Annotated in this window: 27 protein-coding genes, 3 tRNA genes and 1 pseudogene; 14 read left to right on the forward strand and 17 right to left on the reverse strand. The window is 46.8% G+C overall.

The window, feature by feature from the left end; translation table 11 throughout:
* Positions 1-72: 72 nt before the first annotated feature.
* From BUB86_RS02855 to BUB86_RS02860, 5 genes are all read right to left on the reverse strand, one after another.
* Complete coding sequence (locus tag BUB86_RS02855) at positions 73-2337, reverse strand: hypothetical protein (RefSeq protein ID WP_073205055.1); 2265 nt, start codon at positions 2335-2337, stop codon at positions 73-75.
* Positions 2338-2531: 194 nt separating this feature from the next.
* A tRNA-OTHER gene (locus tag BUB86_RS17475) sits at positions 2532-2651 on the reverse strand.
* Positions 2652-2736: 85 nt separating this feature from the next.
* Positions 2737-2854, reverse strand: a tRNA-OTHER gene (locus BUB86_RS17480).
* Positions 2855-2864: 10 nt separating this feature from the next.
* Positions 2865-2956, reverse strand: a tRNA-OTHER gene (locus BUB86_RS17485).
* Between the two features lie 180 nt (positions 2957-3136).
* The gene (locus BUB86_RS02860; protein ID WP_073205058.1) at positions 3137-4309 is read right to left on the reverse strand and encodes an RtcB family protein; all 1173 of its coding nucleotides are present in this window, start codon (positions 4307-4309) and stop codon (positions 3137-3139) included.
* Between the two features lie 242 nt (positions 4310-4551).
* Between BUB86_RS02860 and BUB86_RS02865 the strand changes: the two genes are divergently transcribed.
* Both BUB86_RS02865 and BUB86_RS02870 read left to right on the forward strand, forming a co-directional pair.
* Complete coding sequence (locus BUB86_RS02865) at positions 4552-5580, forward strand: helix-turn-helix transcriptional regulator (RefSeq protein ID WP_073205061.1); 1029 nt, start codon at positions 4552-4554, stop codon at positions 5578-5580.
* A gap of 173 nt (positions 5581-5753) precedes the next feature.
* Positions 5754-6449, forward strand: coding sequence for a hypothetical protein (locus BUB86_RS02870; protein WP_073205065.1), 696 nt, complete (start codon positions 5754-5756; stop codon positions 6447-6449).
* A 227-nt stretch (positions 6450-6676) separates the two neighbouring features.
* Here BUB86_RS02870 and BUB86_RS02875 read toward each other — a convergent pair whose 3' ends face one another.
* From BUB86_RS02875 to BUB86_RS02885, 3 genes are read right to left on the reverse strand one after another with little or no spacing between them, the layout of a single operon-like run.
* The gene (locus tag BUB86_RS02875) at positions 6677-7012 is read right to left on the reverse strand and encodes a hypothetical protein (protein WP_073205067.1); all 336 of its coding nucleotides are present in this window, start codon (positions 7010-7012) and stop codon (positions 6677-6679) included.
* A complete protein-coding gene (locus BUB86_RS02880) occupies positions 6993-7775 on the reverse strand; it encodes a DNA-deoxyinosine glycosylase (protein WP_073205071.1) in 783 nt (260 codons plus the stop codon). The genes BUB86_RS02875 and BUB86_RS02880 overlap by 20 nt, the downstream gene beginning before the upstream one ends.
* Entirely contained in the window at positions 7765-8148 is a 384-nt protein-coding gene (locus BUB86_RS02885; protein WP_073205076.1) for a hypothetical protein, read from the reverse strand. The genes BUB86_RS02880 and BUB86_RS02885 overlap by 11 nt, the downstream gene beginning before the upstream one ends.
* A gap of 105 nt (positions 8149-8253) precedes the next feature.
* On the opposite strand from BUB86_RS02885, the gene BUB86_RS02890 reads away from it, so the two are divergent.
* Positions 8254-8787, forward strand: coding sequence for a helix-turn-helix domain-containing protein (locus tag BUB86_RS02890; protein WP_073205079.1), 534 nt, complete (start codon positions 8254-8256; stop codon positions 8785-8787).
* Positions 8772-9626 (forward strand): annotated as a pseudogene (locus BUB86_RS02895) (IS3 family transposase); the annotation flags it as partial. The gene BUB86_RS02890 and the pseudogene BUB86_RS02895, both read left to right, overlap by 16 nt.
* Before the next feature lie 143 nt (positions 9627-9769).
* Here the strand turns inward: BUB86_RS02895 and BUB86_RS02900 are convergent.
* The 7 genes from BUB86_RS02900 to BUB86_RS02925 form a co-directional block, all read right to left on the reverse strand.
* Positions 9770-10585, reverse strand: coding sequence for a hypothetical protein (locus BUB86_RS02900; protein ID WP_073205082.1), 816 nt, complete (start codon positions 10583-10585; stop codon positions 9770-9772).
* A gap of 20 nt (positions 10586-10605) precedes the next feature.
* Positions 10606-11490, reverse strand: a complete 885-nt coding sequence (locus BUB86_RS02905; RefSeq protein ID WP_073205084.1) for an agmatine deiminase family protein — start codon at positions 11488-11490, stop codon at positions 10606-10608.
* 306 nt (positions 11491-11796) lie between these two features.
* Positions 11797-12462: a hypothetical protein gene (locus BUB86_RS02910; RefSeq protein WP_073205087.1), complete on the reverse strand. Its 666-nt coding sequence runs from the start codon at positions 12460-12462 to the stop codon at positions 11797-11799.
* Positions 12463-12498: 36 nt separating this feature from the next.
* The gene (locus BUB86_RS17490) at positions 12499-12663 is read right to left on the reverse strand and encodes a hypothetical protein (RefSeq protein WP_175549391.1); all 165 of its coding nucleotides are present in this window, start codon (positions 12661-12663) and stop codon (positions 12499-12501) included.
* A gap of 28 nt (positions 12664-12691) precedes the next feature.
* On the reverse strand, positions 12692-13732 hold the full coding sequence (locus BUB86_RS02915; protein WP_073205090.1) for a hypothetical protein: 1041 nt from the start codon (positions 13730-13732) through the stop codon (positions 12692-12694).
* 1 nt (position 13733) lies between these two features.
* Entirely contained in the window at positions 13734-14258 is a 525-nt protein-coding gene (locus BUB86_RS02920; RefSeq protein ID WP_139261341.1) for a hypothetical protein, read from the reverse strand.
* Positions 14259-14273: 15 nt separating this feature from the next.
* Positions 14274-15161 (reverse strand): hypothetical protein, encoded by an 888-nt coding sequence (locus tag BUB86_RS02925; RefSeq protein WP_073205096.1) that lies wholly within the window; start codon positions 15159-15161, stop codon positions 14274-14276.
* 165 nt (positions 15162-15326) lie between these two features.
* Here BUB86_RS02925 and BUB86_RS02930 point away from each other — a divergent pair, with 165 nt between their 5' ends.
* Positions 15327-15770: a hypothetical protein gene (locus tag BUB86_RS02930; RefSeq protein ID WP_073205099.1), complete on the forward strand. Its 444-nt coding sequence runs from the start codon at positions 15327-15329 to the stop codon at positions 15768-15770.
* A 167-nt stretch (positions 15771-15937) separates the two neighbouring features.
* Here the strand turns inward: BUB86_RS02930 and BUB86_RS02935 are convergent, their stop codons facing one another.
* A complete protein-coding gene (locus BUB86_RS02935) occupies positions 15938-16336 on the reverse strand; it encodes a helix-turn-helix transcriptional regulator (RefSeq protein WP_139261343.1) in 399 nt (132 codons plus the stop codon).
* 335 nt (positions 16337-16671) lie between these two features.
* A complete protein-coding gene (locus tag BUB86_RS02940; RefSeq protein ID WP_073205105.1) occupies positions 16672-18471 on the reverse strand; it encodes a DNA topoisomerase 3 in 1800 nt (599 codons plus the stop codon).
* Positions 18472-18699: 228 nt separating this feature from the next.
* Here BUB86_RS02940 and BUB86_RS02945 point away from each other — a divergent pair, with 228 nt between their 5' ends.
* The 9 genes from BUB86_RS02945 to BUB86_RS02985 all read left to right on the forward strand — a co-directional run bounded on the left by BUB86_RS02945 (position 18700) and on the right by BUB86_RS02985 (position 26918).
* On the forward strand, positions 18700-19470 hold the full coding sequence (locus tag BUB86_RS02945) for a hypothetical protein (RefSeq protein WP_073205109.1): 771 nt from the start codon (positions 18700-18702) through the stop codon (positions 19468-19470).
* A gap of 10 nt (positions 19471-19480) precedes the next feature.
* Positions 19481-19945, forward strand: coding sequence for a hypothetical protein (locus BUB86_RS02950; protein WP_139261345.1), 465 nt, complete (start codon positions 19481-19483; stop codon positions 19943-19945).
* 15 nt (positions 19946-19960) lie between these two features.
* Positions 19961-20545, forward strand: coding sequence for a hypothetical protein (locus tag BUB86_RS02955; RefSeq protein WP_073205116.1), 585 nt, complete (start codon positions 19961-19963; stop codon positions 20543-20545).
* On the forward strand, positions 20542-20871 hold the full coding sequence (locus tag BUB86_RS02960; protein ID WP_073205118.1) for a hypothetical protein: 330 nt from the start codon (positions 20542-20544) through the stop codon (positions 20869-20871). The genes BUB86_RS02955 and BUB86_RS02960 overlap by 4 nt, the downstream gene beginning before the upstream one ends.
* A gap of 197 nt (positions 20872-21068) precedes the next feature.
* Positions 21069-22595, forward strand: a complete 1527-nt coding sequence (gene mobV, locus BUB86_RS02965; protein WP_073205121.1) for a MobV family relaxase — start codon at positions 21069-21071, stop codon at positions 22593-22595.
* A gap of 15 nt (positions 22596-22610) precedes the next feature.
* On the forward strand, positions 22611-22916 hold the full coding sequence (locus BUB86_RS02970) for a hypothetical protein (RefSeq protein WP_073205124.1): 306 nt from the start codon (positions 22611-22613) through the stop codon (positions 22914-22916).
* 85 nt (positions 22917-23001) lie between these two features.
* Positions 23002-24162: an OmpA family protein gene (locus tag BUB86_RS02975; protein ID WP_081373058.1), complete on the forward strand. Its 1161-nt coding sequence runs from the start codon at positions 23002-23004 to the stop codon at positions 24160-24162.
* 3 nt (positions 24163-24165) lie between these two features.
* Positions 24166-26175 carry a hypothetical protein gene (locus BUB86_RS17910; RefSeq protein ID WP_254795078.1) on the forward strand — a complete coding sequence of 670 codons (2010 nt, stop codon included), beginning with the start codon at positions 24166-24168 and terminating at the stop codon, positions 26173-26175.
* A gap of 23 nt (positions 26176-26198) precedes the next feature.
* On the forward strand, positions 26199-26918 hold the full coding sequence (locus tag BUB86_RS02985) for a hypothetical protein (protein WP_073205136.1): 720 nt from the start codon (positions 26199-26201) through the stop codon (positions 26916-26918).
* Positions 26919-26961 lie beyond the last annotated feature (43 nt).

Raw genomic sequence — 26961 nt, forward strand, 5'->3', positions numbered from 1 at the left:
CCCCCAGACAGAAAAGGATGGCAAGGCTTTTATACCCTGTCACCCTTCTCATTATTGAAAGCTGTAAAGATTCTATCCGTTCAAAAGCTTTGTCACATCAGCCGGATTAAGCGCCCACTCGTAGGTGTATGCTTCATCTGCATCCTCCACATTCTCCACTACGATAAGGTTCTGGGCCTTTGCCTTCATGTCGAGCAACTGACCAATGGAAAGCTTGGCCTCCAACTTATGTAGCAATGCCTCGATGGCCTCACTGTTGGCTCCTCTCAGTGTCTGTGAGGTGAATGGCATTTCAAGCCAGATGATCTCATGCTTTGCTACGTCGAGTACACCGAATACCAGACCCTTGGAGAGATTACCCTCACTGATACGGACCATGTGCTGTACGCAGGAAGGATCGTAGGCCACACCCTTCTTCTCGGAAATCTTCATCGGATTGGCTGAGTCCATCCATCCAACCACCAAATTTGGGGAGAGAGCACCTACAGAGTAGGCATTGCAGGTGAAGGTGACATACTTGGCACCAGCATTTTCCAGTTCCGGCAGCGACAATTCGATATACTCGGCAGTTCCTACCATCTCCGGGATGGAACGGATGTCTCCTGAGTGCTTAGCACCAACGCACCTTAGACTATAGTAAGCACATTCAGATACCTTTCCATTGGCCAAAGCAATACGGGCACTCAAGTCCATGTCGAGGTGCTGCGCATGCAAGCCCTTACCCCACTGAAGGAACAAGCGGACTGCGTCATCTTCTACAGGGAAGCGCGTTCCCATCAGAGCACAGGATGTATCCTGAATGGTAGTTGAACGGTCACCAACGCTGACAGGAATGTTGTAAAGCGAAGAATCAATAAAGATTGTCTTCGCCTCAGTTCCCTGAGCAGCAAAGCGTCTCGCCATAGAAGCCTTGTACAGGCCATCGACAGCATCTACCATTGCCTTACGAGCATCATCATCGTAAAGCGCCAGTAGCTTGTTGGGCTCTATCTTGTGAGTGACACCTGTGATTGGACGAGCCAGACGTACTTCCTTGGGATCGAAGTATGTCTCTGCAGCATTGCCCAGTGACAGGAGCAGACGAGCTGGCAACTTGTCGGCAATCTCCTCAAAAGCTACAATTACCTTATCACTGCCAAAGCGGAGCATGGACGCGAACAGGCAACGAGCGAAGAGACCTGGACGTTCCTTCAGCAATGCCAGAGTCATGTCAGCATCGTTCTCTGAACGAGCCCTATCCACACGCCCCTGCCATGTAGAATACTCCTGCTTGTAGAACACATCGAGAATCTCTGCAAGATGGTCGAAACCATTCTTGCGTGAGTATTCTCCCAGACGGAGCGCACGAATCATGCGTACCCACATGCCGCGCTTCGGGTTCATATTCTCAGCAGCCTGCTTTGCAGTCAAAGGAATCGCGTTCAGCCATAGTGCCACACGTAGACATGCCCTGTGGTCGTACTTCAGCATCAGCTTCTTCTTCATGTCCTTTGCGGCATCTACACCACGATCAAGCGGCCCCCACATGTGGTAGTACAGCTTACGGGCATGGGCAACAAGTGTCTTTGGCTCGATAATCTGAACGTAGCCGGTCTTCTCATACCAGAGGTAACGCAGTATATCGGTAGGAGTCTTCAGCAGCTTTGCTGCCTCGCCTGCCTTATCTTGCTCTACCAACAGCTTGATGACGAGCGTGGCCGTTTCCTTCATCGTGATATTGGCATCCTCGGGTATCGGGAACTCGCGTAGCAGTTGTTCCAGCGAATCCTTCTGGGTTGCATCCAGAGGAGTAGAAGAAGCCAAGAGCGACGTGAATACATGTTTCATGTCGCTGATAGTGAACAGTCGCAGTTCCTTCAGCTTACTTCCCTGTCCCTTATAGACAAAATCGGCAGTCTCGAATGGTGTACCGCAGAACGGGCAACCATTATAGCGCTCGATGGGGAAGGTTCCTTCAGGAATAAGGTGTCCGCAAGGAAGTGTCGTTCCCTTGAAGCCAGCCTCCTTGCCAAAGAAATTGGCAATGAAAGTGATAAGATGGTCTGCAAGTGTTTCATCTGTAGGAACATTCCAACCCTTTACGAGCGATGCCCAGTTGAGCTTAACACCCATAACGTCATTGATGCACTCAGTTATCTCGGCAAGACGATCAGCAGGAACAGCATTCAGAGCATGAAGCAGTTCCTCACTAACGCAGAAACCGTTTTCCTTTAAACGCTTTGTGAATGCCAATACTGGCACAGAAGCCTCTGATCTCATGTTGATGTCCTCACGGTTAATGTCGAGGAACACAGCCCTGTAGCGCAAAGCTACTCTTGTCAAAATCTCGTTATTCATATCGTTAATAATTTAAAAGGTAATTGGCTGGCAGCGACAGGTTGCATGTCTGTCTCAATGTAGAGCACAGGAGTATGCCAGCCTTGACCTTGTTAATACTAAGAGGTAATTGAGAAACTGAGCTTGAAAAGTTAGAGCCGTAGCCCTATCCGAATTGAAGTAAGTCCCACTTAGACCTCGTTGTCTTGTCTCTGAGCTGCGAGCAGGGCTCGAACCTGCGACCCATAGTACCACTTTAGAAGTATGTGGCGATTGGTCCTTCTCAGGAAATGTCATCACAAGACCTATTGCTCTACCAACTGAGCTATCGCAGCATAAAGAGAGGTAATTGAAACGGCTAATTGGAGCCTCTTTAGCGTAAAGTCATAGAAGTAAGCCGTTCTTGACCTTCTCTTTTTGAGGTGCGGGGCAGAGTCGAACTGCCGACACTTGACGGAGTATGTACTAATTGGCCTTGCCGTCTGGAAGGAAATTTCAGCACAAATTATCAATGCTCTACCGTCTGAGCTACCGCACCAATATGTTTGAGCGGCGGGCTGGAATCGAACCAGCAGTAACCATTTAGGAGTAAGCAAGCGTTTTGGCCATCTCTTTGGCAATTACGAAGCTTAACCGCCGCATTTGGAAAAGACGGAAAGTGCGACTCTAAACACGCCCCACAGTTAGGGCTCTAACTGGCAAGGAGTAAGAACTCGCTTGGTCCGTCTATTTAATTTCTGTGTGCAAAATTACTTGCACGTTGTGTCAATTTGTGGGACAGGATGAAAGAAATTTCGTTTTGATTCAATTTTTCTTTTCTTTATCCCTTAATCACTGCCACAGGAAGCAGTCTGGTCTTCACTTTTACAAGGTCTCTTTCATTGGCAATGACCTCCTCAATGTCCTTGTATGCTCCTGAAGCCTCCTGCATGTCCTCCTGAGAACGAATGGCATGGACGATGCCTTTTGCCTCAAGCTGTGCCACCTCTTGCTGCAGGTCCAGCGTCTTAATGGCCATCTTTCTTGAAAGGACGCGACCGGCTCCGTGAGAGCATGAACAAAACGAATCGGGATTACCCAGACCTTCTACAATGTACGATGCAGTACCCTGTGAACCAGGAATGATGCCGATGACTCCTTCACGGGCAAGTGTTGCACCCTTGCGATGTACAATGACATCCTGCCCGAAGTGATGCTCAAAAGCTGCATAGTTATGGGCGATGTTAATCATCGGCTCAAACTCTATGCCCTTAAGAGAATCTGCCAGCACCTCCTCAATGCGCTCCATCATGAGCTTCCTGTTGCAAAGGGCGAAGTCTATGCAGTACCTCATCTCCTTCCAGTACATCTCAAATTCCCTGCTACCTCTGGCGAGGAAAGGCAGATGGATGTCTGGAGATACATTAGAGTACCATTGTGCATTGAGAGTAGCTGCTATCTTGTTGTAGTAATCACCCACCTGCTTACCGAGGTTACGTGAACCGGAGTGAATCATGATCCAAAGAGTACCTTCTTCGTCCTTCTGAAGCTCAATGAAATGGTTTCCACCACCCAGAGTACCTACTTCGTGACGAATAGAGTGCTGACGGCGATTAGCCACCTCCAACTTATCTATGTCATGACCTTCAGGCAGGTATTTCTCATCCTGTGGCTCGTTGTGGTGATCCATTCCCAGAGGAATACGCTCACGGATTCCCTTCATGATTCCCTTTCGGAGAACCTCTATAGGAATCTCACTTACCTTCCAGTTCGTCTTGACGGCACACATGCCACAACCGATATCCACACCTACGGCATTCGGGATAACTACATCCTTGCATGCAAGCACACCACCGATAGGCATTCCCATACCAGCATGCACGTCAGGCATGATGGCCAGGTGATGGAAGAGGAAGGGTAGGGTAGTCAGATTTTCAATCTGACGCATGGCCGACTCTTCTACATTGTCCGTCCAAATCTTAACAGGACAGTTGTTGATCATCTTAACTTCCATTGTCGTTTTCTTTTTAATTGTTACACATCTTTAATAATAAGTGGTGCCTCGTAGCTCATTTCTAAACGTATCCGTTTTTCAGGAACGCGATGCAAAGTTAACTATATACTACGCAATCTTTCTGCGTAGTCGGAAAAAACTTTCAAAAATCAGTGAAAAAAGTACAAATTTTGAGTTCTGCGCAAATAGGTTGCGTAGAAATTGCTTATCTTTGTGACGTCTTAATCAAAAACGTGATAATTATGCCTGCAAACAAGAATGCTTTGATTCGGTACAAGACTATCGATAACTGTCTTCGCAACTACTATCGTCGGTGGACACTTGAAGACCTCGTGGATGCCTGCTGTGATGCCCTCTATGACATGGAGGGAATCCGCAAGGGTGTTTCTGTCAGAACCGTTCAGGGTGACATACAGATGATGCGTTCTGACAAACTCGGTTACAATGCGCCCATTGAGGTGTACGACCATAAGTATTATCGGTATGCGGATAAAGGCTATTCCATCATGAATATGCCGATGTCACAAAATGACTACGATGTGATGCAGGAGGCCGTTGACATGCTTCGCCAACTGGAGGACTTTGAACAATTCTCGGAAATGTCGGACGTGGTCAGCCGCTTGCAGGACAAGCTGGCCATTAGCCGTAATAATCGCAAACCCATCATCCATTTCGACAGTGTTCCGAATCTGGCAGGTATCCGTTTGCTTAACCCTCTCTACAACTATATCGCTCACAAGCAGACGCTGCGCATCATGTATCAGTCATTCAATGCGAGGAAACCTACGGAGTTTATACTTTGTCCGTATCTCTTGAAGGAATTCCGTAACCGCTGGTTCCTTTTTGGCTCTAAGCAGGATGACTTGAAGCTTTATAATTTACCCCTTGACCGCATCAAGAGTGTAGAGCCAACTAAGATTCCGTTCAAAGAGAACCCAGACTTTGATCCGGAGCATTTCTTCGATGATGTCATCGGTGTCAGCAAGAACGTCGGCAACAAACCTCGAACGATTAAGTTTTGGGCCAATAGAGAGCAGAGCCATTACATCAAGACAAAACCAATACATCGGTCTCAGCAAGTAATAAGTGAGAACCATGAAGATGGCAGTTGCATATTTCAGATTGAGGTGGTCATCAACTTCGAAATGTATTCAGTCTTCATGTCGTATGGCTCCGGCATTAAGATCATCTATCCCCGCAATGCCTCAATGTATATGCGAGACAAACTTAAAGAGGCTTTGGCACTCTATAATACTGAAGAAGAAAAATAAGGTATATTCAAGACCGAAACAGGTTTTGACTGCATCCCAAATGGTGGTAATGTAGGAATCGTGGTCCTATTTGGTAATTCCAAGTGAGGGAATGAAAAGTGAATGAAACTGTTTTTTTCCTTGTTTGTTTCTAAATCAATGTGTACTTTTGCACTCAAAAATTGAAATTAGGAATGAATACAAACAAAATGAATTCTTGTAACATACGTAAGATAAACGATGGTATTTCACAGAGATTTGTTCAAACTGCAGAAGAGTTACGCCTCACAGGAGCGCAGTTGTTCCGTGATGGTGTTGTAGCTAATGAGCAAGTTTTGAGCAAAATAAAGCATGGATGGCAGAAACCATCAGAAAAGTCAATCAATCTGTTTTGTAAGAAATATGATGTTAGTTTAGGTTGGATGTATTCAGGCGAGGGGAAACCATACCCTAACAAGAATGATCAATCTGAAAAATGCAAGAATGTGGGTGACGTAATGTTATTATACAACACAGGATTCGACTCTTGCCTTGACAACAAAGGTCAGTTGGTAGCTACAGGCAACGAAGTCTCAATCTTATTCCCGAAGGCTGGCGACACGGATTTTTGGTGTATCAATTATGATAACTCACTTATGCCAGTTATTATGCCGGGAGATACCATTGCACTGAAGAAATTAGATGCTTGGCAGGAGTATATACCTGGGGATTATATCTGCGTATTTGTTACTGATTCTTATAAAATACTCCGTAAGGTATCTGCCAGACAAGATGATGAACAAAACATATCCATCATCCAAATGGAAGATGGAGAAGCTGTAGAATCGAAAATTCCTAAGAACATTATCGTGGAGGTTTACAAGGTTGTAGGCTACTATCGTAAACTATAGTATCCACACTGCAGCCCCTTCCTTGTCCCTTTCTACTTCCCATGCAACCTTCGCACTTTTTCCAACGGCTTTTTGTGGAATCACCGTCATTTTTCCAACGACTTTTTGTTAAGCCGTCGTTATTTTTCCAACGACTTTTAGCTGAATAATCATACTTCTCGCTTTTTAGTAAAATAGCACCACCTTTGCCAAGAGCAGACGGCAAGGGTAGGGGAGGTGTTGAGGAATCAGTCTTCGTTAGCATCGAAAATCTCAGGAGGGAAACGGATTTCATCCTCTGGATCATCGAGATAGTCATCATAATGGTCTTGAAAGTACGATGCTTCGTCAAACTCGTGTTTAACCCCGCAGCCTTCCGAATCAACGGGCCACTCAGGAGGCAATGACTTAAGCTTCTTTGGCGTAGCGCTTGGGCGAGGAGTTGTAGCCTGATGCACCACCACATCATCTTTCTTACTGTTCTTTTTCTTCGGCTCAATCATCCAGGCGTAGCCAATCATATAGAGTGCAAAGATGATGACAATGATGATAACATCGGTTCTTTTAAACTTTGATCTGTTCATCGATGATTTCTTTCACAATACGCCATGCTTCCAATTTTTCATCAAATGCCTTAGCTAAGGAATTCGATGTAGAAGGCAAAGAAATGACTCTGTATTTTTGCCCAAGTCTTGCTACTGCAAAATTCTGCTCAAAGATTTTTGTTGTTTCTCCTGTTCCATTCAAAACGATGGTTGTTATCGTCGGATGAAGAGCCAGAAAACTTTCTATCTCATTAGGCACATAGCTCTTAATGTTGGAATCGAGACTTCCTTTCCTATCTGCCTCCTTCATGCAATCCCAAAGTGAAATGTGATTCTGGGTGATGAAATCTTTATCAGATATGCCAACAGGACGGCTAAATAGCGTTTCCATTATCTTGTAAAAAGAGTTATGTGCCCTGTCTTGATAATAAGCCTGGGCTGACAATGATTTTTCGCCAGGGAAAGTACCAAGAATAAGTACGATAGGGTTATCTCCAGACCATGCATCAAGGCCTGCTTTCATTGGGCTATCCATTTTGTGATTCTTGCTTTTCTCGACTATGCTTGTTGGTGCGCTAATGACTTGCTTGGCATCTGATAATTTAATTTGGCCTGTCTCTATCAATCCACGGAATTTTTCTATTGTCATGTCATTAATGCCGTAGTCACTCCCATAAAAACCCAAACTACGCATCTTACTGCGTATGTTCTTCTGCTGAGACTTGTCAGCATTACATCTTTGCTGAATTAATGATTCTATCAATTCAACTTCTCTTTTGCTGAAGACACTTTTACCCTTCATAAATGTATTTTATTAGATGATTCGTATTCTCTTCAAAATTCTTTGTGGCCATCTTTTTTGCTTTTTTCCAACTCTTCACAACTTCTATTCTGTGCTTTCTTAGTTCGTCGCGTAATTGGTAGAGCGGCTTATAGTTTTCAGAAACGGCCCCTCCCATCATGCACAGAAAATGGTGGACATTCGTCTGAAATAAATCTCCATACTCATCTTCGAGGACGAGATATACTTGGTTTTCGTCCTCGTTAATGAACAAACTTTTGAAGCAAAGTTGCCTCTGAGAGCCATCCCTAAAGAAAAAGACTTGCTGGACATCGTAATGCCCAGCATCCGTCCAGTCTTGCAGATAGCAATATAACTGATGACCTATTCTCATACATTATTCTTTAATGTTGTCCCCATATATGTCCCCGTGGTTGTCCCTGCATGTGTCCCCAAAGTGAAGTGAACCCAGAAAGTTGGACACAACTTAAAGGTTCAAATGAAAAAGGAATTTAGTTTAGAAGAGAAGTTGGAAGCGATTTCTTTAGTGTTCCAAGGAGAGTCTGCCCGTTCTGTCTCAGACAGGCTTCATCTAGGTCATCATTTGCTTTATGAGTGGTTGGAGGCATATAAGAGTAAGGGTACATTAGGTCTTAAACCCAAGAGAAAAGGCAGAAATAGGCTTCGTTATGAAGAAAAATGCAGAATTGTTCGTGAATATCAGGAAAGTGATTTAACTTTGTTCCGGCTTTCCGTGAGATATGACATATCGAGTTCACTATTAAGTAACTGGGTTAGATTGGTAGAAGAAGGTGGATTCGAAGCACTGCTTCCCCAAAAACGTGGGCCAAAGACTGGTATGGTAAGAACAAAACGACTTCCAAAAGAAGAGTACGAGAAGGAGAATGAGCGCCTTCGCAAAGAGAACGAACGCTTAAGGCTGGAGAATCTCCTGCTAAAAAAAGTGAGAGCCTTAGTCGAGGAAAGAGAAGCCCGAAACAGAGCGATTGGGCGCAAGCCATCGAAGAACTAAGGCGTAATGAGCATGCGGACTTGGATGTTCTGCTGGAGCTCAAGAAGATGGCACGTAGCACGTTCTATTATCACCTCAAGCATGGCAAGAAGAAAGACAAGTACAAGGAAGTAAAAGATATGATATACACCATATTCCATAAGCACAAAGGTCGTTACGGCTACAGGCGTATAACGCTAGAACTCCGTAATGAGGGGCGTCTTATCAATCATAAGACGGTCAAGAAACTTATGGATGAACTTGGGCTGAAAAGCGAGGTAAGGAAGGTGAAATACCGTTCCTATAAAGGAGATGTAGGTAAGACTGCTCCCAACATCATCAACAGGAATTTTACGGCAGAGAGGCCTTACCAGAAACTTGCGACGGACGTGACTCAGGTGACGATAGAAGGGCGTAAGGCCTACCTCTCACCGATACTCGACATGTGCGGCGGAGAAGTGCTCTCTTATGTCATAACAGACACTCCGAACCTTGAAATGGTAATCACTATGCTCAATCGGATGTATGAGAGTGTAGATCTCCCTGAAGGCGTCGTATTGCACTCTGATCAGGGTTGGCACTACCAGCATGCAGCCTATCAGAACAGCCTGAAGAAGCATGGTATTATCCAGAGCATGTCTCGTAAGGGAAACTGTCTGGACAACGCCATGATGGAGAACTTCTTTGGTATCATGAAGTCAGAACTGCTGTATCCAGGCAAGTACACATCTATGGAAGTCTTCATAAAAGACCTGAAAGAGTACATTGACTATTATAATAATGAGAGAATAAAGCTCAGATTAAAAGGAATGAGCCCAGTACAATACCGGACTCAATTCCAAATGAGCAATAGTGTTTAATCCGTCCAAACTTTGGGGTTCACTTCAAAAGGTGTCCCCACTTTAAAAACTGATTTTTGCAAAAATATAAAAAATAATTCAGATTAAAGAAAAAGAAGTGCTAAAAAATTGAAATATGCTCGAGATTTGTGCTTTTGAAAGATTTAATCATCATGAATGACTACTCCAGGAATAAGATCAATAAAAGCGGTAATGGATTTCACTATTTTGTATAGAAGCCCGTTTGGAAGCATATAATTGCCATCTGTCAGACTATTCTTCATCGAGGAGAACATGCTGTCATTATCAAAATGGCCGCCATAGCCGACCTCATTATCCCAGTAATTCTCAAAACCGCCATCAACAACTTCCCAAACGTGGTCAGGCAGATAGAAGCCGATTTGCTGATTCACGACCATGTGAAGAGTATATGAGGTAAACGCATTGACTTGAAACGGTGATATAAGTTGTATAGACGATGCGACTTCCCTTTCAGATAATGTTTCCTCTGCCTTTCCCGTTGATGGTATGTGTGATAATGCTATTATTCTTGTGACATCGTCTTCATCATCGTCTAATATATATTCATCTGTCGCTTTGCTGTCTGTTTGCAGATGCACAATTTTATGTATCTCATCCATGAGCATGCGAATGGAGACATAATAGTTGTTGCCAAATAAATAATTGCTCAGGATTTCCATTTCTGCCTGATCAATCAGACAGTCACTTTGGTAAATAAGATAGTAAAGTTCCTTCTTCTGCTGTTCGACTGATTGCAGCCTGACACAAAGGTTATCGACAACTCTTTTCACGTCATCGTCGGAAAGGTTATCGAGATATTCGCCAAACGCGCGATAGGGTAGGGAGAACTGTTCTGGCTTCAGATGGGCATATCCATCCAGATATGGTCGAATCTCAGCCAGACTTTCCAGGCCAGACACCTCTAATAACCTTTGTATGAATGTATCTGTGAAGCTCATTGCTGTCCTATTGCATCAAGCTACTTATTTATATTCCAGGTAATACAGTGGATAGCACCGCCATTTCTGGCAATATTTCTCATACGGAAACCTCGAACTATGCATTCTGGGTTGGCCGCACGAATATACTTTAGGGCCTGTTTGTCTTCAGGTATGCCGAATGTGGGGACAATTATCTTGTTGCCAACTCTAAGGTAGTTGATATATGCCCAATTGAAATCTTTGCTGGGATTGGGCACATCAAACAGCATCTCAGTTACCTCGAATCCGGCATCTTCCAATCGGGACCTTATTTCATCTGCCTCCTCTGGCTGGGATTCACGATGGTTTGACATCAGGACTTTGTTTCCTCCAGTCCATTGCACAAAACCATCTGCATGGCCATAGACATCTGCATATGGGTCATGGGGGTAAAGGCAGCGCCAAGGCAGCAAAATGAGATTTGGAGATAGAACTGCTTTCAAATAGTTACAGAAGTCGGAATCATATAGGAACTGGCCATTCTCCCTAAAGACCTTGTCTGTAAGGACTACATAGTCGCCACACACAACAAAGTTGCCACCATCCATTTTAATTCTTATATCTCTACAATGGGAGTGATGGAGTACGATTTTGAATATGGTTTTGGAGTCTGTCAGGAACTTCGTGCCAGTTTCCTTCAGGTAATCTGGATCGTATTTATAAACCAGGAAGTGGTCATGAGAGATTTGGATAGGCATGTAATCACGAATCCAAATATCCTTTGTACCTTTAATCACGTCCCACTCAATATCCATCTCGTCGAAAAGACGAGTAAGACGTGTATAGGTACCAGGATAAAATTCCTTCAGCTTGTCTGAGATATACACGAAATTGGTACATGCATCATTAATAATTGTTCTTGAATTAATCTTCTTTTTGTTCATAATCTTACGCTTTAGTTCGATGCAAAGTTAGAAGGAATAACCTTACAATCCAAATTTTGCGCGAGGAAAATGGCACCTAGAAAAGAACATTTAACACGCTGTATATCAGTTATTTATAATATATTTTATATACAGATTTACAGGGGTAAACCCCTGTTAAAACAATAATAATATATAACCTAAAAAGCACGATTTACACTTTTTAAGAGATGCAAATCTGTATGATGTGTTTTCAAGAGCGGGTATGGGAATACTCAAAAAAAGCTATTCCTTTTGCAGAAATAGCTTCATGATAATTTATCTTGATTATAAAACGATATCTTCTTCCCTCCAGAATGCCCACTTACGGTTGTCTCTTTCTGTAGTTGGGATGTATTCCGTTTCCAATTCTGACCGAAAGACTCCTTGTCTATATGGTTTTACAGTTATCTCTTTTTCCTGTTTACGGCATTCATTCACCCAAGTTATTTCGGTATTTCCGCCCATTGGAAAGCCATTAAGAAAAGTTTTCAAGTAAGTACTTTGAGTATTATAGGTCTTGCGCCCAGACACTTTTCCCAACTCTCTTCTAACAAATTTCCCTTTCCCATTAGTGACTTCCCAACACCATAAACAATGCTCTTTCACATCATACACTTCATAAGCTCTGATTAGCACCGAGGAGCGTATTTCTTTCTTCTTATTTTCAAATGCAATATCAAAGCCGGAACTATGTGAATGAAGTGTCATGGCAGGATAATATGGGACTTGACCATCAACATCCTTATTATTCCTATGGTATACAATAGGATCTTTTATTGGACCTTTCTCTTCATGATAATAGAACTCAACAGCACGTAGATATATGAAAAAACGGTCTCTTACGTTAATATAGCCGTTGTAAAGGAAATCATTAGCCAATTCTTTAAACTTGCTGTCTATTTCCGTTTCATTAGTGGAGAAATTCTCTAGTTTTTTCTGTAATTCCATCATCTTGTTACGTAGTTAACATGCTTTATGATATCTTCCCTATTTGTCGGTTGCCTTTTCGTATGTCTTATCGTCAATGGTGAATTCTACAAACTCAGCATTATCACCAGTCAACAGGATGTCTCTTTCACTCTGTGGAGCATCCTTGCCATGGACGTGGACGTATTTGGCATCCTTGCCAGTCATCAATATTCTTCTTCCCATATTGTCCTTGTTCTAATTTGGTATTTCTTCAGTTCTTCAACTTGGGTTTGGGCTTGCGACGGATGTCCATGTCGGCCATGCCGGTGGGCATACTGCCATCGGCAACACCTTGCTCACCATATATCAAGCCCCAGTAGAAGACCTCTGCAGCAGCCTTGTCGTCAGCGGCAGTAACAATTTGCTTTGACAGCTTGTCGCCCATCAGCGACTTCTTCGCGGCCTGGTACACCAGTTTCGCATTGTCCCTCGAACTTACAATACCCTTACGGTTGATGTTCTTGCCAGGCATCATCATAGCGAAGGTTCCTGTCATAAAGATGCCGAAAGCCGTATCTTCTTTTTCCTGACAAAAGCGCAGAACATCACCTGAAGCCAGCATATCAACCAACTTGCGGAATCCCTGTTGCAACTGGTTCACATGCTCTTTGCCTTGTGCCATCTCCTCGTCGTTCACATACATGCGCTTGGGTTTCTTCTTCCAAGGAAGCGGACCGTCTGCCTCGCGCAGTCTGGTACGCTCTTCGGTGACGTTCAGGGCTGTCTCGTGGCGGTTCATCGCATTGACAAAGCGGTAGTTCTTCGGTTCATCCTTACCCAGCCAGCGCATCAGATCTTTGGCGGGTGTGTTGAAGAAGTAAAGGCCGAATAGGGTAGCGTATGCAGTCTGAAGCATGTCCTCCTCCCATTCCTCATAGGGAACATTGTCAGGCCACTCAAAACTTTCGTCCAGTCCCTTTTCTACGGCATTCTTTGCAGGAGTGCGGAAACGAACGAGGTCGAGTAGGGTGACATCGTGTTCCTTCTTGAAAAGTTCGATGGGGTTCTTGAAATCCTCTGTGGATGGTGCTTCGAGTTCATCGGTAAAACGGCTCAGGCACCATGAGGTGAAGTTGAAGAGGTTGCCTTCACCCTCGGGTTTGCCAGCCGATTCTGCCAATTCATGATGTTCACTAATCATGTGGACCAGCACAAATGTTATCCTTGCCTCGCGGTCGCTTATCTTAGCGGCAACATTCACCTGACGCTTCATCTCAGCCAGTACCTCTTTATTTTTATAGTCTTTCAGCATACTACTTCTTTTTCTTCTTAAATTGGTCTATTCTTCTTTTCAATTCCTTATTGTCTCCCTTCAGAGGATGGTAGACTCCCCATTCGAGGACAGACGGATCAAAGTCTTTAAGAGCACGCTCCATAATGCCAAGTGCTGCAGGAGCACTCTTGGCAAAGCACCAAAAAGACAATGCCGTACCATCTAAATCGCTCTCCAGCCTGAGTGTCCGCAGACTGGCGTATGAAACCGTCATGAAATGGTCCACTTCTACGAGCGCAACAGGTTCTATATTCATTAATTCCTGGTACATTTCCGTAACAGGAACATCTTTATTTGCCTTCCATGGAACCCTTCGTTCTACAACATAGATCTTCTCTGCAGATATTTCATCCATCGTAACGGCATCCAAATCAACAGCTTCGTAGAACAGTTCCCTTCCTGTACGCATATCACGACAGTATCTCTTGGCAGTTTTCTCGTCGCTCACAGCACAGACGATTATCTCCCTATAACCATAGCCATTCTCCTTGATAACGTATATCATGCTCATCTGAAGTCTTCATCGATTATAGATGTCACCACTACCTGTTGAAACCATACCGGTGATATTCTTGCAATGAACGTCGCCACTGCCGGTATTGACGTTCACGGCATCATTGCATTCTACGTCACCACTGCCTGTACGGATATTCTGGACGTTGCCATTCACTGTGACATCACCGCTTGAAGTGGCCAGGTTCTGCACGTCACCATTGATCTCAATGCTCACGACACTGCTTTCCGCATACTCACCTCCAATGGAGTCCCAATCGACGGCCTTTCCGTCGGCATACCAGCGTCCATCAATCTTCTCAATCGTGTCACCCTTGATGGTATATTTCTTGTCACCACGTCTGATGTTGACAGAGCCGCCCTTGATGACAGTACGTCTTCCTGTCTTAATGGTGGTTGTGCCAGTACCGTGGATGATGGTTTCACCGCCTGAAAAATCGTTCTTGATATTGAAACTACGAGTTGATGACTTATGCTTACTGCCTGTTTGGTTGCAATTGATATTGGTGATTCCGAATGTGTTAAGAAAGCTGTTAACAGCATCGTCTACCTTTTCATCTACCTTTTCTTCCATCTCCGTGATGTCTTCGGCCATGTGTGGAGCTTGCTCTTGCTCAGGCAAATCGACAATGCTTCCGTCAACGTACCAAATACCGCCTTTGCGCTCAACCAGATTGCCTGTCATCCGATAGTCCTTACCATTGAGTCGCAGACTGATGTCGGCATTCTCATAGCGGACATCCTTATCGTCCATGAGGGTCACGATTGCACCCTCATAAGTACTTGTACCAAACTGGGTGCGCTGAGTACCACGATGCACAATCATTACGCCGTCTTTCTTCTTTTGTTTATCTACCCACTCTTTAAGTGGCTTACCCTGTATGTTAATACTCATATACTACCTTAATTTTGAATCAGATCACAAAGATACTAAAAAGATTCGAATTTAAGGCTGAAATCTATCTGCAATTAACCTATTTAACAGTAAAATATTGATAGAACTGTCCGTTTTTACCGTATTTTGAATGCCGTTTCACGATTATTTAGTACCTTTGCACCCATGATTGAAGCGGAATATATTACAAGAAACGAGCACAAGAACGCTACAGAGGATTTTGTTCGTGGCTCAGTATGGGCATATAAGAAGGTCACTGAAGTTACATTTGCTGACAAGTCAAATACGCCTTACGAACTATTGCAGATTGTTTTAGGATTAGAGAAGACCTTCCCAGATATGATTGCTGCAGAGAAGGATTCGTTTGAGTTTAATCGTGGTGCTGAATGGTCGTTCAACCGTTTTGCACTTCAGGTGGCAAAAGACCAAGATATGTCTATCGAGGATATTATGGTCACCATCGGTGGATTCGGGTACGATGTGATTAAGGTCAGAGAGGAATTAATCAGTCACCAGGAATCCGAAGGTGATTTTGATCCTGAACTTCTCAAACAGAACAAAGCAGAATTAGAGCAACTGAAGGAAATCGACAGAACCAAGGGCTGGTAAATAATTAACAGGCTCCAATAGGGGTTCTGTTAAACCATCTTCTTGCGTCTATTTATCATAACATGGATTATATTCATAAAAGTCTGACACTCAGGCGGTTAAAATATGAGAATCGCGATTATGATAAGTAGAGCCTACAGAACCATCATATATCTGCGCTCCAGAGGTCATTCTGAAACGCAGAAATTTTCGAGATCGTCGAGGGCTTGCTGAAGTTTGGTTCTGGCTTCGTCAATCGCATTGTTCATATCCTGACGAACCATTTTGCACTTACCACGGATGATAACATCATGTTGCTTGTTGTCGGTACACAAGCTGCGCTCATCGGTGATATCATACGTATCGCCTGGCTGCAGGAGGAAATTGAGATTGAGCTTTCCACGGAAGAAACAGAGAACATCGAGCAAGACAGAGGCGTAGACCATGCCACCATTTTCAAACTTCGACAGAATGGCCTGATTCAAGTCCAGGGCCTGAGCTAAGTCTTTCTGTGTAATACCTAACTCCTGACGGATGAGTTTCAGCCGTGGCCCGAGTTCTGCTACTGTTATATGACCTTCCTTCATAAACGTTGACTTTATATCGTTAGCTCGCCGCACCAAGGCAAAGCTGGTCTTTAGTTAGAAAGCGTGGTGCCAGACCTTCGAAAAAACGGAGGCTTCGGCAAGCCGATCATCTTCTCAAGAATGACACACACGCCTGAGGATATGTGATTCCATAAGGACACAATTATCCCATTGGCGCGTCTTCCTTCATCTGATGATCTTTTGGGGAATTTTGCCGAATTTCCGTTTAGAATCCAGAATGCGCTTTGCAAGGTTAAATTATTCCACTTTCGTGAATTTTTCGCCTATGCGGTTGCAAAGATACTGCGAAATTTTCATTTAAACAAAACTTCTGCTCACTTTTTTAGAATTTTTTTGCCCGAAGAGTCGGCTTGCACCTCTTTGATGATGTCGATAAGCTGCGACTGAAGTTCCTGCATGAACTTATCAAGGCTGTAATGGCCTCGCTCAATCTCACGGAGCTTCTTCTCCCAAACCCCAGTCAATTCTGGACTTTTCAGCATCTGGGCATTGATGACATCAATCAGTTCACGACCTGCCGCACAGGAAATGAGCGCTTTTTTATCACGTCGGATATAACCTCGTTTGAGCAGCGTCTCGATGATGCCCGCACGACTGGACGGACGGCCAATGCCGTTTTCCTTCATCGCCTCGCGCAGGGCTTCGTCGTTGACCAGCCTTCCCGCAGTTTCCATCGCCTGCAATAGTGAGGCCTCCGTATAGCGCTTTGGCGGTGTGGTGGTCTTCTGTTGGAGCGTGGGCTGATGGGCACCCGACTCCCCTACCCTGAATGCTGGTAATGATGCCTCTTCTGGAGAGTCATCTTCCTCGTCACGCTGAACGTTGGCATAGACCCCTCGCCAGCCCTGGTTCAGGATGGTACGGCCTGTGGCCTTATACTCTATAGGACCGGTTGTGGCCAACACAGATGTCTGGGCATACTCACAGTTGGGATAGAACACGGCACAGAAGCGACGCACAATGAGGTCATAGACCTTGCGCTCAAAGTCGTTGATGCTGTTCAGCGCACGGGTATCACCTGTAGGAATGATAGCATGATGGTCGGTGACCTTCGAGTTGTCGAAGACGCGCTTGCTTTTCTGCAACTGCTGCCCCACAAGCGGACGGGCTGCATCATAGACCTTGGAGAGGTTCTGGATGATGCTAGGACACTTGGCGTAGATATCCTCGGTCAGGAACTTGGTATCGACACGCGGATAGGTGGTCAGACGCTTCTCATACAGCGATTGGATATTGCGCAGCGTCGTCTCGGCAGAGTAGCCGAACTTACGGTTACAGTCCACCTGCAACGAGGTGAGGTCGTAAAGCTGTGGCGGTTGTTCGCTGCCACGCTTCTGCTGTACATCCTGAATGGTCAACGGGTACTGCTTGGACTGTGCCAGAACGAGACTGCCTACCTGATCGGTATCGAAGCGCACATGGCTGCTGCAGGTGAACGGGATGCCACGGTAGAGGGTGGTCAGCAACCAATAGGGCTTTGACTTGAAGTTCTCAATCTCCTTGTCACGAGCCACAATCATGGCCAAGGTGGGTGTCTGCACACGACCGATACTGAGCACCTGTTTGAAACCGCCATACTTCAATGTGAACAGTCGGGTGGCGTTCATTCCCAAGAGCCAGTCACCCTCGGCACGGGCCAGTCCGGCCTGATATAGTGAATCGTAGTCGGATTGTGGTTTCAAGTGCTGGAACCCCTGTCGGATGGCTTCGTCGGTCAGGGACGAAATCCACAGGCGTTTGACGGGGCATTTGACGCCCGCCAGTTCCATGACCCAACGCTGGATGAGTTCACCCTCCTGACCCGCATCGCCGCAGTTGATAATCTCGGAGGCATGCTTATACAGGTCCTTAACGATTTTGAACTGTTTCTTCACACCCGGATTGGCAATCACCTCGACGCGATACGTCGGGGGAATCATCGGGAGAACCGACAGATCCCAGCGCTTCCACTGAGGATAATAGCCGTCGGGAGGCAACAGTTCACACAAGTGGCCAAAGGTCCACGTTACCTGATAGCCATTACCTTCGTAATAGCCATCCTTCTTCACTCTCGCGCCCAGAATATTCGCAATTGACTGGGCTACACTCGGTTTTTCTGCTATACAAACTATCATAATTCTGAAAATTTTGGCTGCAAAGGAACGGAAAAACGCAGAAGGAGCAGGCTTCAGGAAATTCTTTTCCGGTTTTTAACGCTGACACAGATGGGGAGAGAAGTGCGGGTTTTTAGCCCGAAAATCGTGAAATAGTTAATAACCAGAATGAAGTGTTAAGCGGGAACGGGTTGTGTGGGGTTTGTCGTAGTTTTGCAGCCCGAAAACAACAACGAAATCGAAACAGGTATGAAACAGCGTATTCTACACAACACACGACACCTTATTATTATAAGTTCAGTCGTCATGGCAGCAGCCTTCATGGGTTGCAGCCACAACAAACACCCCTTCGTGTTCCACACACCGCAGGAGGCCGTCGTGGCCTGCCACGAGGAGTTGGCGAAGGTGAAACAGATGAACAGTGCCACCATTGACGAACTGGCACAAGTGATTAACACCTGGGCAGAGCTGCAGGACTCCACGATGAGCCTGATGATGCGGGATTCGACAATGACCGTCCACAACGACCTCGCCAGCGAGTTCTTTGCCGTGGCCGACAGCTTCAGGATGGAGATTACCGACCTGGCACTGACCCAGAAGCGCTCGATGGCCGACGTGATGAAACTGAAGGTGGCCACGTCGAGCAACCGAAAGGCGGCTCTGGCATCGGAGGAATTCAAGTCGGTGAGACAATACTATATGGACTTCAACCGAAGGATTATCCAGAGTGCTGAAAGCTGCAGAAACGACATCAACGCCAAGAAGCCGTTGACGGCAAAGCAGGGAGCCAACTACCGATGGTTGCTTATCCAGCCGTTCCTGGCATTGGACAACTACGCCACGGCAGCACTGACAGACCAGCAGATTGAGACACTCAACCAGCTGGCCGAAGAACTGCCCAAACTCCTCGCCTACGTTGACGGCAAGGACTATGACCGTTCGCCCAAGGAAGAGACGGAAAAACTCTCCACTGTGTTGAGCGAGTATTTCCTGAAGTCGTACCTCAAATCCATCCTCTGACATGGACGCTATGGATAAGACCATCCGCATGGCTGGTGACATGATAGCTGAGAACTTCGACAGGTTCAGCGAGGAGATAGGCAATACTGCCCTGTTCACGAATGAAGAAGTGACCCTGCAGCGCAGTGAGAAGAGCGGTATGGCGACCTTCCACCTGAAAAAGCAGGTGATGATGGAGGACTTCATCGACGAGCTGACCAAGTATCTGGCAGTGGAGGTGCTCTGCGCCTACTGTCAGAACGAGGGGCAGGACTATAAGGCCATCGCCTACAGCAAGCCCTATCAGGAAGAGATGTATGTCATCGTAATGGAGTCGAACCAGCACGGGCTGATGGATGAAATCAGCGTCGTGTTCTTCGAGTCGATGGATGCCATGCTGGAGATGTTGGAGAAACAGCTCCACCAACTGAAAGGTAAGCAGGTTGAAGTGCTCGAACAGCAACATGAAACGGCATTTTACAAGAACTTTATTTAAACCAATCACACGATTATGATAGACGCAAAACTGATCATTGTTTTTCTGCTTTCAGCAATACCCTTTCTGATTGCTTCATCCTGGCGCTCCAAGAGACTGCGCCGGTTCTATGAAGGGATGAAGCGTAGTGACAATTTCCGCAAGTTCTTCACACTGATGATCCTGATGGGGATGATTCTCATCCAGTTCGTGGATTTCCACGCATCGACGGAGATAGCAAGGATGATTCAGGACAGCAGTGTGACCAGCACTGAGGCCGCCAAGATGATTGCCATCTATGCGCCCCTGATGACAAGACCGTATGCCACACTGTTGGCAGCAGCCGTCAGCCTGTCGTTCTTCTCTTATAGATGGGCCGACTACGTGCTGACTTTCTTGCACGATTATCCGAAACTCTTTCTCGCGGTGGCTGCGGTATCGATGGCCATCCCGATGGTCTCGGTCCGCTACCTGATTGTAACGGAAATTATGTATATCATCCTCATTGCCGCTTATCTGTACCCAGACAAGAACGGCAGACAGACTCCTCGACTCAGGCTGCAATGGCCATTGCGGAATCTGTTGGGGAATAAACGAACATCAACCAATCCGAGCGTATGAACACAATAGAACAAAACAACAGTGACAAGACGCAGCTGAAGATTGTGACGGACACCCGTCTCTGGAATCTCCTGCTGCAGGGCATGAAGAAGTCGGAGAAGCTGACCAAGGTGGAAGCTTTCAACGACCTGATAGAACGTCAGCGCATCGCGCTGCTGACAAGTTATGACGAATACATGAAAGGCAACGTGCTGGAGTTCTCCAAAGCCTGGGGCTGGGACAGAGAGACTGTCAACCGTTTCCTCGAACGCCTTCAGGAACTGGACATCGTAACCATCAGCATGGCTGGTAACCGAAAGGCCATCAAGTTGAACTACATCATCTGAAACCCCAACGGGGGAAGGGTGAACACCATAGCGCTTGCGCGTATTGCGGCCCCAATGCCGCAATAGTGGTAGCCTAATCCCACCTTTGCATCGGAATGCCGCAGGTGAGAGGCCACACTTTAAAAATGAGCAAGCTCAGTGGCCGGAATTAGGCTCAGGGTTTCACCCTAAGAACCCCATTAACACAATAATCGAATATGGCAAAAGAACAAAAACAGGTCTGTGACCTGAAATCAGGCAAAAGAATGACTGTCGCACAGAGCAACGAGCATCTGCGCGTAGGCGAATCATCGGCATGGAATGCCAAAAGAGCAGGTAATCTTGACCTCACGAGGTCACATTTGAACTTTGAAGTAGGTAAAGGAGGCGTTATACTGGAGGTGGATAAGAAGACATCCATTCCACAGCGCATCAAGTCGATCTTTGCTGAACGAGGCATCAAAGACCCCAATGCAGGTTTATCAGACGAAGCGCTGGAGAAGCCAAGAGTCGGGGTACGAACCCATGCAAACATTATCCTGAATGGCTCGACTGAGACCATGAGGAAACTTGCTTTCGGCAATCAGGATGTGAAGTATGAAAAAGATGCAGATAATTCACATGTCACTCGATGCAAGGACATCGAAACATGGGCAGTGGATATGTACAACTTCATAGCGAAAAAGTATGGTGAGGAAAACATTGCTGCATTTGTGGTGCATTTGGACGAGTCAAACCCACACTGCCATTGCACACTGTTACCCATCACCAAGACCAACAAACTTTCATGGGTAGAGGTCTTCTCCGGTAAAGACAAATATGAATTCGGACAACGGCTGAGACAACTCCATGATGAACTTGCTGAAGTCAATGACAAGTGGGGACTAAAACGCGGGGATAGTATCTTGGAAACTGGCGCCCAGCATAAGTCGTATCTGCAATGGCTCAAAGAACAGGTGGCTACCAACAAAGAAACCATCAAAGTTCAAGTCCAAACTATACAGGAAAACAAAGATCAGCTTTACTTGATTAATGCCGCAATCAAAAGGGCAGAGACAAAGTTGAAAGGCCTGACCACGATGGTCAAGAATCTGGAGAACAAAAAGCAACAGATTGACGACCAGATTAGGACTCTCGATAAAGAGTTGGAGAATGGCAAGGCTTCTAACCGCGAAGAGCTGGAGGCACTCAAGCAGAAACTGAATGCCGAGCGTGAGAAAATCGAAGCCAACATTGCTGATAAGAATGAGAAGCTTAATGCGGCTACTTCGGAACTGCAGGAGTTGGCTCAGCGTAAAGCGAAGTTAAAGGAGAACTATGACGAACTACAGCGTAAGGTCAACAAAGAACTGCCTACAATCTTCGACAAGGCCACACATGACATGAGTGTGAGCCTGTGGGAAGAAACGGTTCAGAATTTCAAGAAGGATAAAGCAGACTTCGAGCAGTTTTCCCGTGAGTTGCCGCCCAACCTCAGGGTGAAGTTCGACAGTTTGTTGGAAGATTCGGTTCTCGTTGAGATGGCAGAGCATGGAAACGACATTGCAGCGACTGCGGCAGCCCTCTTCCTGGGATATGTTGACAAGGCCACGGACTTTGCCGAGAGCAACGGCGGTGGCGGTGCCAGTCCTGGTACTGGATGGGGACGCAAGGAGGACGAGGACGAAGAAGCCTACAAGCGCCGCTGTTGCATCATGGGCCGCATGATGATGCGACCTGCTGGACGGAAACTTAAACGATCATAAAAACAGATAAGCACAATGGAACAGAACAAGTTGAAACAGATGAAAGCGAGCGAAGTGCATCGCATCATGGCCACCGTGTTGGCTACGGCTGAAAAGGCAAGTTTCTCACCCTCTGCAGATGTGAACATCCAAGAGGTGGGACAAGACCACTGGAAAATGGTGTTCAACAAGAAGAGTACCACACTCGACGAACTGACCAACCTCCGCAAGGAACTGGGTCAGAACTTCCAGGTGAACGTCGCACCCAAGGACAAGGCCATGCTCCAAATCAGCATCGAGGCACCAAGCAGCGACTTTGCGGCTCTCTTACAAAAGAGTTAAAAGCAGAAATGGAATTTCGCGGGGGTATACGTCTCTGGAAGATGTTGTACCTTCGCGCCATCTTAACACAAAAACGAAATCGCAAATGAAGAAAACAGCTATTTTATTCGCAGTCTGTCTCACAGTGGGAACGGCTGCTGCACAGACCCCGGCTGAAGACTGGGGTTCAAACTGGTTCCTCTCGGTGAAGGGAGGCGTGTCGGCCTTTGTGGGGAAACCTGTGGGGCATGGTGACTTGTTTGACAGGGAGAAACCATTGCTGAATGTGTCAGCGGGTAAGTGGTTCACTCCTTACGTCGGTGGCCGACTGGCTTTTCAGGGTCTGCAACTGAAGGATGCCAACATGGTGGCGTGCAACTACCAGAACCTGCACGTGGACTTCCTCTACAACCTGACGGGGCATAGTGACGGTATGCAGAAGTGGGACATCATCCCCTATGCCGGTTGCGGATTGATACACAACAGTCATAACGGGCAGAAGCCATTCGCCATCTCGTATGGTCTGATAGGTCGCTACAGACTGAATGACCGTTTGCACCTGTCGGGAGAACTCGGAGCCACGACGACCTGGCAGAACTTCGACGTACAGGGCGTATCGAACAAACTCGGTGACCATCTGCTACAGGCCAGCATCGGTCTGAGCGTCACCATCGGCAAGGTGGGATGGAAGAAAGGTCGCGTGCATGATACCGAACTGGTTTGTGACACCTGGCAAAGCCGCGATAAGGTTCTTGTTGCTTCGGAGAAAACCACAAAGAGCTACGAGCGTAACAACTACAGCGGACTCAACTCGCTGCGCAAACGTCTCGCCAATAAGGACTGGGACGGCATCAGCGACACCACGACGGTGGACAGTCTGGCTGATTCAACCGCCACAGCTGCCAACAAATACCTCCACGTCATCAAGACGGGTAAGAAGTATATCGGTGCGCCTATCTATTTCTTCTTTAAGATTGGCACCCATGAGCTGACTGAGAACGCTCAGTTCATCAATATCAAGGAGGTGGCAGAGGTTATCAAGAAGTACGGCCTTCAGGCACGAATCATCGGTGCTGCCGACAGTGAAACGGGTACGCCGGAGATTAATGAGCGCCTGAGTGCAGAGCGAGCCGACTATATCGCTGGACTGCTGAAGGCTCATGGCGTGGACGAGAGTCATATCCAAAAGAAGCACCGAGGCGGTATCGACAGCTACGAGCCGCTGAATGGTAACCGAAACACCTGTGTCGTTCTTTACTTCAAGTAGGCTATGGCAATCAGGAAATACAGTAATCCGCGAGAGCTGGATCTCTCGACGGGGCTTCAGGAGGTCTTGCGCAAGAACGGTATGCAGGCGCATATCAGTTTGGCGAAGGACGGTGGTCGTGAACTCATTGTATTGGGTCACGACTCTCCTGTTTTGACCTATAAGCTGAATGAGAAACAGGTAGAGGACCTGATGGGTTGGGGCAGCACCTACGAGAACAAGAAAGCCTACAACACCTTCGCCTCGATTGTGAAGAACGACTTCTATATGCCGCAGAACTTCGTTTCTGCCAGCAATGCCTTCGGTCGTGTGGCCATGGGATTGCACGGCTATCGCATCGGACATGGCGAGTATGGCTATGATGCCAGACCTGCCAGACGGATGCCTTGGTTTGCGCCTTTCAGCCGTCAGGGACGAGGATGGGCTGGTGACTTCGTAGGCTTCGCACCTCGTGGTGAAGGTTTCCACCTGCGCCGTATAGGTGACCATGCCTATCGCCCGATGGGAGGTGGCCCGATGGTCACGGAACGACCCGACAACCGAGTGAAACCAGGAGAAATGCTTTCCGGTGGGTATGGGTTCAACTACAAAGGTCAGCAAAAGGACAACCCCGTCGAAGTGCTCGACAAGATAGCCATTGAACCGAAGATCAAGCCACTGGAGGCGGCACCCCGTCCACAAGGGCAGGGAATCCCCTACTCTTCTGTCATCACATCGGATGTCTATTTCAGTAATGACAAGTTTCAGGAGGTGTTGAAGTCGCACGGCATCGTCATCGATGCGGACAAGAAGACGCTTACTATCCAGTCGAACCTCTCGAAGGTGGATCTCCAGTATGACCTGAAGCCAGAGGAAATCCAAAAACTGATGGCTAATAAGGTCAGTGGCAAGGGGGGCGTTTCAGTCGATGCCCGACTGGCCATCATCAACGACATTATCGGTAAGGACTTCGACACAAAGCTCACCAAGGACATGCTCGAGACCAAGGAACTGGTATCGCTCGACCTGAAGCCAGAGGTTCGTCAGGAAGTGGAAGCACCTTTCATCGAACAGGAGCGACGGATTGCCGAACAGCAGCGTCTCGCCGAAGCCAGAGCTGAACAGCAAAGGGAGGCAGAGCGCATCGAGCGAGACCCGAATGCCATCAATGGCCGGGAGATTCAGGCTATTCTGGGTAACAAGGGTTGGTTCCAGCCAGTGGCCAATGGCCGTGAGATGGTCGTTGGCGAGATTCGTGTGGATAAGACACTTAATGGTAATTATGTGATGGAGGCAGAGGTCAATGGCCGACTCCTCGCCCACTCTATCTCTGCCAAGGACTATCGGAAGTTCCTCGACCTCGACGATGCCCATCGCCTGAAGATGTTCGATAAGGTATTCTCTGAAGTAGAAATTAAGTCGGCACACGGTGAGAGCCTGTATCAAGACGACTTATACCTTGCGCATGACGGGCAAAGCATCGTCCACCAAGAGGTCGTGGACATCCAGAATGCCACTTCCAACAGGGTGGACGGTGCAGCCCTTTTGGAGTTGAATGAGCGCAAGGGCTTCTACCGCGAGAGAGCACATGGCCGTGAGGTGGAGGTGGGAAATATCCAGGTTGACCCGACAGCAAACGGGAAGTATAAGATGACGGCTGTTATCAATGGACAGACCATCTCGCATGAGATTACCCAGAAACAGTACGACAAGTTCCTCGCTGTGGATGACTACCACCGTATGCAGCTCTTCTCGAAGATATTCAATGAGGTGGATATCAAGACACGTCCTGGAGAGGGTCATAATATCGGTGCTGCGCTGTTGGCGGCTTTGGTCGTTGGTGGTGAAGTGATGCGTGACGGATTGGTCACTCCCCATGAGCCAAGACCAGAGATCTATGAGACCCGTACAGGACCTGTCTATCACAAGGCTGGTGTGGTCAGTCCGGCAGATGTGGCCGCTGCTAACTTCCGCTCAGAGGAAGCTAATCTGGGTATTCCCGGGCCTGATGAAGGTATCAGACGGGGCATGTAGATAATTTATCTTTAATAAATACGATGAATTATTCTTTAATAATTAAGAAGCAATGCAGACTACTGGCTATGGCTGTCCTGATGGGCATGCCTGCCAGTAGTTTGGCACAGGTTGGAGAGGCTAATCCGTTGCAATATGCCGCTATTGCCGAGGGTACGTACATGCTGAACAGTGCCATCAACAGTCAGACGAAAGGGATGCAGAAAACGGCAGCATTTCAGGGAACTATTGCAGCTGAGTTCACGAAGATGAAGCAGTGGGAAGGTAAATATAACGCCTATCTGAAGACGGCTCGCGGTTATGCGGAAGCCCTGAAAGCTGGTACGACACTCTATGCCGATGGCGTTCAGACCCTACAGCACCTGTATGAGATACAACGGGCTGTCAATGCCAATCCGGCGGGTATCGGTGCCACACTGGCCATGAACGACCTCTATCTGGAGACAGCAAGTGAATTTATCAAGACCTACCGCCTGTTAAAGGTGTCGGTGGCCAAGGGTGGTACAGACAACATGCTGACGGGTGCAGAACGGACGGAAATGCTCTGGCAACTGGCCGACGAGCTGGCCCGACTGAACGCCAAACTGCGTACCCTCGCCATCAGTATTGCCTACCATAACTTCACCGATGTATGGAACCAATATACGGCAGGAATGGTTGACAAGAGCCATGGCGAGATAGCCGCTGATGCCTACGAACGCTGGCGAAGGGCAAGCAACGTGAGTAGAATATTAAGTGAATAGTTATATATATGGTTTTCAGATATTTCATTCTTTTTATTATAGT

The organism is Xylanibacter ruminicola, assembly GCF_900142525.1.
Classification (GTDB): domain Bacteria; phylum Bacteroidota; class Bacteroidia; order Bacteroidales; family Bacteroidaceae; genus Prevotella; species Prevotella ruminicola_A.